Annotated in this window: 6 protein-coding genes and 1 pseudogene; 3 read left to right on the forward strand and 4 right to left on the reverse strand. The window is 66.5% G+C overall.

The features are described 5' to 3' along the window. Window positions 1-48: 48 nt before the first annotated feature. Both EPL00_RS07915 and EPL00_RS07920 read right to left on the reverse strand, forming a co-directional pair. Window positions 49-609, reverse strand: a complete 561-nt coding sequence (locus tag EPL00_RS07915) for a hypothetical protein (protein ID WP_135852429.1) — start codon at window positions 607-609, stop codon at window positions 49-51. A 68-nt stretch (window positions 610-677) separates the two neighbouring features. Beyond that, on the reverse strand, window positions 678-1,502 hold the full coding sequence (locus EPL00_RS07920; protein WP_135851019.1) for a DsbA family protein: 825 nt from the start codon (window positions 1,500-1,502) through the stop codon (window positions 678-680). Between the two features lie 146 nt (window positions 1,503-1,648). Between EPL00_RS07920 and EPL00_RS07925 the strand changes: the two genes are divergently transcribed. The 3 genes from EPL00_RS07925 (at window position 1,649) to idsA3 (ending at window position 5,447) form a co-directional block, all read left to right on the forward strand. Beyond that, the gene (locus EPL00_RS07925; protein ID WP_135851018.1) at window positions 1,649-2,623 is read left to right on the forward strand and encodes a DUF4349 domain-containing protein; all 975 of its coding nucleotides are present in this window, start codon (window positions 1,649-1,651) and stop codon (window positions 2,621-2,623) included. 408 nt (window positions 2,624-3,031) lie between these two features. Beyond that, window positions 3,032-4,384 (forward strand): ribonuclease J, encoded by a 1,353-nt coding sequence (locus EPL00_RS07930; RefSeq protein ID WP_135851017.1) that lies wholly within the window; start codon window positions 3,032-3,034, stop codon window positions 4,382-4,384. Between the two features lies 1 nt (window position 4,385). Continuing rightward, entirely contained in the window at window positions 4,386-5,447 is a 1,062-nt protein-coding gene (gene idsA3 / locus EPL00_RS07935) for a geranylfarnesyl diphosphate synthase (protein WP_135851016.1), read from the forward strand. A gap of 236 nt (window positions 5,448-5,683) precedes the next feature. Here the strand turns inward: idsA3 and EPL00_RS24300 are convergent, their stop codons facing one another. Together EPL00_RS24300 and EPL00_RS07945 are read right to left on the reverse strand one after the other, a co-directional pair. After that, window positions 5,684-6,094, reverse strand: a complete 411-nt coding sequence (locus EPL00_RS24300) for a DUF7344 domain-containing protein (protein ID WP_449405121.1) — start codon at window positions 6,092-6,094, stop codon at window positions 5,684-5,686. Beyond that, window positions 6,078-6,197, reverse strand: a pseudogene (locus EPL00_RS07945) (IS6 family transposase); the annotation flags it as partial. The gene EPL00_RS24300 and the pseudogene EPL00_RS07945, both read right to left, overlap by 17 nt.

Below are 6,197 nucleotides of genomic sequence, written 5' to 3' on the forward strand. Positions count from 1 at the left end.
TTACAAATGCGTTCGGCCAGCGGCCGAACGCCGAAGAGAGGGGGAGCCTCAAATCGGACAGCCGCGAATCTCGCCGCCGCGCATCCCGTCGGCGACCCAGTAGATGGACAGCACGAGCGCGACCAGCGCGAGGACCGAGAACTCCAGTCCGTCGAAGGGGAGCAGGGTCGCCGCGCCCGCGACGCCGAACAACGAGAGGAGTCCCGCCAGCACGGCCGACCCGCAGGCGGCACAGCCAGCGCCGAGCGCGCCGAGGACGAGACCGACCGTGCTTCCGCCCGCGGCCCCGCCGCCAGCGCGCTCTCGCTCGCTCGGTCCGACCCCGTGTTCCCGGAAGTGGTAGACGACCATCGCCACGTCCACGCCCGCGAGCGCGGCGATGGCGACGAGCAGGACCTCCGCGACCGGCCCGTAGTTCGTGCCGAGGAGGGGGTAGAGACCGAACAGGATGGTCGCGCGGTCGCCGAGTCCGATAGGAGCGGTCAGCGCGAACTCCGCCAGCGCGAGGTTCTGCCCGAGAACGAACGCCGAGAGCGCCAGCAGGGCGGTGACGACGGTGAGCGCGGCGTAGACCGGGCCAGCCAACACGAGACGCGCGGTCCGACCCATGAGTCGCCAGTCGTCGGGGCGAGTCGGCAGGCGCGGACGGAGCCGCCGGAGTCCGGCGAGACTCACGGTCACACCCCGAGCGCGGCTTTCACGACCTGAAAGCTGATGCTCCCCTTCGCGCTGGTCCGGAACTCGTCGCCGCGGAACAGGAATACGGTCGGGGTCGTCTGGCCGACGCCCGCCTTCTTCCCGGCGTCGAGGTCGGCCTGCACCGCGTCGTCGTGGACGTTCTCCTCGGCGTCGGCGACGACGGCCTCCGCGTCGAGGTCGGTCTCGTCGGCGAGGAAGGTTCTGGTTCGCTCGAAGACGTTGTTCGTGTCGAACTGCTCTTGGGTCTCGAAGTAGTGGCCGACGAGCGCCCACGTCGCTTCCGACCCCTGTCGGAACCCCGGTCGCGCGGCGGTCGAGGCGTCGGCGGGCGGGTCGCGGTCGGAGTCCGAATTCGCCATCTCGTGGGCGAACGCCGACTCGATGGCCTGCGTCGCGGGTTCGCCCCACGGGTAGACCACGGGGTAGCTCCGGAGGACGAACGACACGCGGTCGCCGAGTCGCTCGCGTATCTTCGGCACCGTGTTGCGCTCGAAGGCCGCGCATCGCGTACAGGAGGGGTCCTCGAAGGCGACGACGGTTCCCTCGGCCTCGGACGGCGGCGGGCCGAACCGCGGTTGGGCGGCGAGACCCGCCGCGGCCGAGTGACCCCCGAGCGGCGCGGTCGCCGTTCCGGTCGCTCCTGTCGTCGATTCGGTCGTCCCGCCGGTCGTCTCGGGCGACGCGCCGGACTCCTCGCTTTCGGAGCGACCGCCGATACAACCCGCGAGCGAACCCAGCGCGGTCGCTCCGCCGACGCCGAGGAGTCGGCGGCGAGTCCACGACCGAGACGCTGTGTCTGTCATACGTACATCGGAGACGCCGACCGGTATATGCGTTGTTCCAATTTCGTGCCGAGACCGGGCCGATTCTCCGCGCTCGTGCCCGCGAAGGTCAAACGCGCGTTTCACTCATCCGCAGGTTTACGGTGGTAGAATATGACAACCGACCTATGGCACGCGACAGTGTACTCGGAGGCGGCGGCGCGCGACGGTGGGCGCTCGCGCTGGTACTCGCTTCGCTGGTTCTCCTCGCGGGGTGTTCCGGCAGCGGGGGCGACGCCGCGATGCAAGCGACCTCGGGGCAGAATCTCGACGTATCGACCGACGCGGAAGCGACTCAGCGCGCGAGCGACGGCGGCGGCACGAACTCCCAGAGCGACGCGGCGGCCCGGAACCGGGCGCTGATTCGGACCGGGACGGTCGAGGTGACGGTCGAAGACTACGACGACGCTCGTCGGAACCTCACGCGCCAGACCGAACGACTCGGCGGGTTCGTCAGCGACTCGGCCCAGCAGGTCGAGACGCGCGGGAACCGGACGTGGACGAACGGGAAACTCGTCCTGCGAGTTCCGAAAAAGAACTTCTCGGCGCTCGTCGCGCGGGCCAAGGCGACCGGCGAGGTCCGCGCGGCCAGCACCAGCACGAAGGACGTGACGAAGAAACTCGTGGACATCGAGGCGCGACTGACGAATCTGAAGGCCCAGCGCGAGGAGTTGCGCGACCTCTACGCCGAGGCCAACGACACCGAGAACGTTCTGGAAGTCCAAGAACGCCTCTCGGAGGTCCAGTCCGAAATCGAACAGTTGGAGGCCCAGCGCAAGTCGTTGAACCGACAGGTCGCCTACTCGACGCTGACGGTCCGCCTCCACGAGCGTCCGCCCGAGCAGACCGCCCAACAGAGCGCCGCGTGGTACGACACTGGCCTCGTCGCCGCGTTCGTCTCGTCGGCCAGCGGCGTCGTGGTCGTCGCGCGCGGACTGGCGGTCGGCACGGCGTACGCGCTCCCGTACCTCGTCGCGTTCGGCCTCCCGGTCGTCGGGGTGGTCGCGCTCTGGCGACGGCGCTCGGCGGACTCCTCGGGCGCGGACCTCCCCGACGCTCCCGAATCGCCGGAGGGCGGAGAGTCTGGCGAAGACGACGATTGACGGGATTTTCGGGGGCTGTGCTTCTCGGTCGCGCACGTTCGTTTCTCCCGGTCGGTCAATCCCGGCAGTTTTTATTACCGGGAAGCGTAAAGCCCGCATAGACCGATAGCTCGGAGGACGTGGCACTGCCACCGCGCGGTCCCACCGATGGCTGTAAGACGCCACGGCGGGGACCGCGTCGCTCCGAGCAGGTTTACGTGCGTACGGACGCCATCGGCGTGGCCTTGCCGTGTAGTGTGGCGCTGTCACGTAGCGTGGGTTTCCCACGTAGCGTGGGTCTCCCACGTAGCGTGGGTCTCCCACGTAGCGTGGCCTTGCCACGGAAGAAACGACGCGGCTCCGCCGCAGGAACGCAGACGGACGCGGCTTCGTCACGAACGGTGGCTTTGCGTACACTAGGGTGAAACTATGGAAATCGAAATTGCAACCATCGGCGGTTACGAAGAAGTCGGACGGCAGTGTACTGCCGTTCGCGCAGGCGACGACGTTGTCATCTTCGACATGGGGCTGAACCTCTCGAAGGTACTGCTCCACGACAACGTCGAGACAGAGAAACTACACAGTCTGGACCTCATCGACATGGGGGCCATCCCGGACGACCGCGTGATGTCGGACCTCGAAGGCGACGTGCAGGCCATCGTCCCGACTCACGGCCACTTGGACCACATCGGGGCCATCTCGAAGCTGGCCCACCGGTACAACGCACCGGTCGTCGCGACGCCGTACACCATCGAACTCGTCAAACAGCAGATTCAGGGCGAGGAGAAGTTCGGCGTCGAGAACGACCTCGTGAAGATGGAAGCTGGCTCGACGATGTCCATCGGCGACTCCGGGAAGGTCGAGTTGGAGTTCGTCAACGTGACCCACTCCATCATCGACGCCATCAACCCCGTCCTCCACACGCCGGAGGGCGCGGTCGTCTACGGTCTCGACAAGCGCATGGACCACACGCCGGTGCTGGGCGACCCCATCGACATGAAGCGGTTCCGCGAAATCGGCCGCGAGGGCGAGGGCGTGCTGGCCTACATCGAGGACTGTACCAACGCGGGCCGGAAGGGCCGCACCCCGAGCGAGTCGGTCGCTCGCCGCCACCTCAAGGACGTGATGACCTCCGTCGAGGACTACGACGGCGGCATCGTGGCGACGACGTTCTCCAGCCACATCGCCCGCGTCAAGAGTCTCGTGGAGTACGCCCACGACATCGGCCGCGAGCCGGTACTCCTCGGGCGCTCGATGGAGAAGTACTCGGGCACCGCGGAACGACTCGACTTCGTTGACTTCCCCGAAGACATGGGGATGTTCGGCCACCGCAAGTCCGTGGACCGAACGTTCAAGCGAATCATGAAGGAGGGCAAGGAGAACTACCTCCCCATCGTCACGGGCCATCAGGGCGAGCCGCGCGCGATGCTCACCCGGATGGGCCGCGGCGAGACACCGTACGAACTGGAAGACGGCGACAAGGTCATCTTCTCGGCCCGCGTCATTCCGGAACCGACCAACGAGGGGCAGCGCTACCAGTCCGAGCGCCTCCTGAAGATGCAGGGCGCGCGCATCTACGACGACATCCACGTGTCGGGTCACCTCCGCGAGGAGGGCCACTACGCGATGATAGACGCGCTCCAGCCCCAGAACATCATCCCGGCCCACCAAGACATGAAAGGGTTCGCGCCGTACGTGAGCCTCTGTGAGAGTCAGGGCTACGAACTCGGCCGGGACCTCCACGTAACGAGCAACGGCAACCTCATCCAACTCGCCGAGTAACATGACAGACGCGAGCGCCGAGACACTGGAAGAGCAGGTGCTTGGGGCGGTCGAACAGCGGCGGGAAATCGTCAACGCCGCCATCGAGGAGGACCTGCCCGTGGACGAGCCCGAACGGCTCTACGAGGCGGTCCGCTACCTGCTCGACGCGGGCGGCAAGCGCCTCCGGCCGACCGTGCTGTTGCTCGTCGCCGAGGCGTTCGCGGACGTAGACGCCACCCCCGAGAGCATCGACTATCGGGACTTCCCCGACAGGGACGGTGACAGCGTGGACGTGATGTCCGCCGCGGTCGCAATCGAGGTCATCCAGTCGTTCACGCTCATCCACGACGACATCATGGACGACGACGACCTGCGCCGGGGCGTCCCCGCGGTCCACCGGGAGTACGACACCGAGACCGCGATTCTCGCGGGCGACACGCTCTACTCGAAGGCGTTCGAGATACTCGTGGAAGCCGACGCCGACCCCGAGCGCGTCGTGGAAGCGACCGACGTGTTGGCGACGACGTGTACCAACATCTGCGAGGGCCAAGCTCGCGACATCGCGTTCGAAGAGCGCCCGAACGTCGTCCCCGACGAGTATCTGGAGATGATAAAGGACAAGACCGCGGTGCTGTACGGCGCGGCGGCGACCATCCCGGCCATCCTGCTCGGCGCGGACGACGAGACCGTCGAGGAGTTGTACCAGTACGGTATCGACGTTGGCCGGGGATTCCAGATTCAGGACGACGTGCTGGACCTGACGGTCCCGAGCGAGAAGTTGGGCAAACAGCGCGGGAGCGACCTCGTGGAGAACAAACAGACCATCATCACGCTTCACGCCCGCGAGCAGGGCGTTGACGTGGATTCGCTGGTCGAGACCGACGACGTGGAGTCGGTCACGGAGGCCGAAATCGACGAGGCGGTCGCCCGCCTTGAGGAGGCCGGAAGCATCGACTACGCCAAGGAGACGGCCCAAGAGTTGGTCACGCGCGGCAAAGACCGACTCACCGTCCTCCCGGAAAACGAGTCGCGCGACCTGCTGGAAGGCATCGCCGACTACCTCATCGAGCGCGGCTACTGACCCGCTCGTCGGGACCGTTCTCCTCGGCGTGCTTTTCTCGTCGCGCGCTTCTCCTCGCGGTCTGGTTCTGTACTCGGCGAAATGATACGAAACGAGAGCGACGATACGGAGCGAGCGACGTGAAGAACGGAGGGCGCGTCAGCGGGGACTGACGGTGGTCGGCGGGGCGGTGCTTCTCGGCCGCGGGCGCTACTCGATACGAGTCCGAAGAAGGGCGCCAGCGCGACCGGCCGCGGTCATTCGTTCGGGAACTCTTTGTAGTGGGTGTGTTCGAGATACTCTTCGAGCGTGGGCTGTCGCCAGTAACGTACGACATCGCTGCGCTCGTCGTACTCCACGATGTCGGCCTCGCCGAGACGGGGGAGGTGGGTCTCCCGAAGCTCCTCGGCGATAGCCTCGTGGCGGGCGTCCGTGATCGGCTCGTCGCCGGTCCGGGCCTCCCACATGGCCACTTCGTCGGCCAGTTGCTCGACCTCGGCGAGACCGTCCTCGGTTCCGATAAGCGTGTAGAGTGCGTACCGGCGTCGGCTCTCCGCGAGGAGGTCGAAGAGCTCGTCGAACGAGGGCGTCGTGACTGCGCGACCGTTCTGGAGGGCGTGGTCGCCCTCGGTACCCGAGCGAATGGTCGTGTTAAGTTTGGCATGAATTGTGCCAGACGGCGAAGGCTTGCAACCACGATTCTGCTGTTTCTAGCTCGGCGTTGCGGAACGCGTTCGAAAACGAAGAAGTTCGTCGTTTTACCTCGCGGAA

The organism is Halorussus salinus (assembly GCF_004765815.2).
GTDB classification, from domain to species: domain Archaea; phylum Halobacteriota; class Halobacteria; order Halobacteriales; family Haladaptataceae; genus Halorussus; species Halorussus salinus.

Bases quoted from the DNA above. Each gene is read 5' to 3' on its own strand.
- EPL00_RS07915 (WP_135852429.1), bottom strand. From the start codon at position 609: ATGGGTCGGACCGCGCGTCTCGTGTTGGCTGGCCCGGTCTACGCCGCG.
- EPL00_RS07920 (WP_135851019.1), bottom strand. From the start codon at position 1,502: ATGACAGACACAGCGTCTCGGTCGTGGACTCGCCGCCGACTCCTCGGC.
- EPL00_RS07925 (WP_135851018.1), top strand. From the start codon at position 1,649: ATGGCACGCGACAGTGTACTCGGAGGCGGCGGCGCGCGACGGTGGGCG.
- EPL00_RS07930 (WP_135851017.1), top strand. From the start codon at position 3,032: ATGGAAATCGAAATTGCAACCATCGGCGGTTACGAAGAAGTCGGACGG.
- idsA3 (WP_135851016.1), top strand. From the start codon at position 4,386: ATGACAGACGCGAGCGCCGAGACACTGGAAGAGCAGGTGCTTGGGGCG.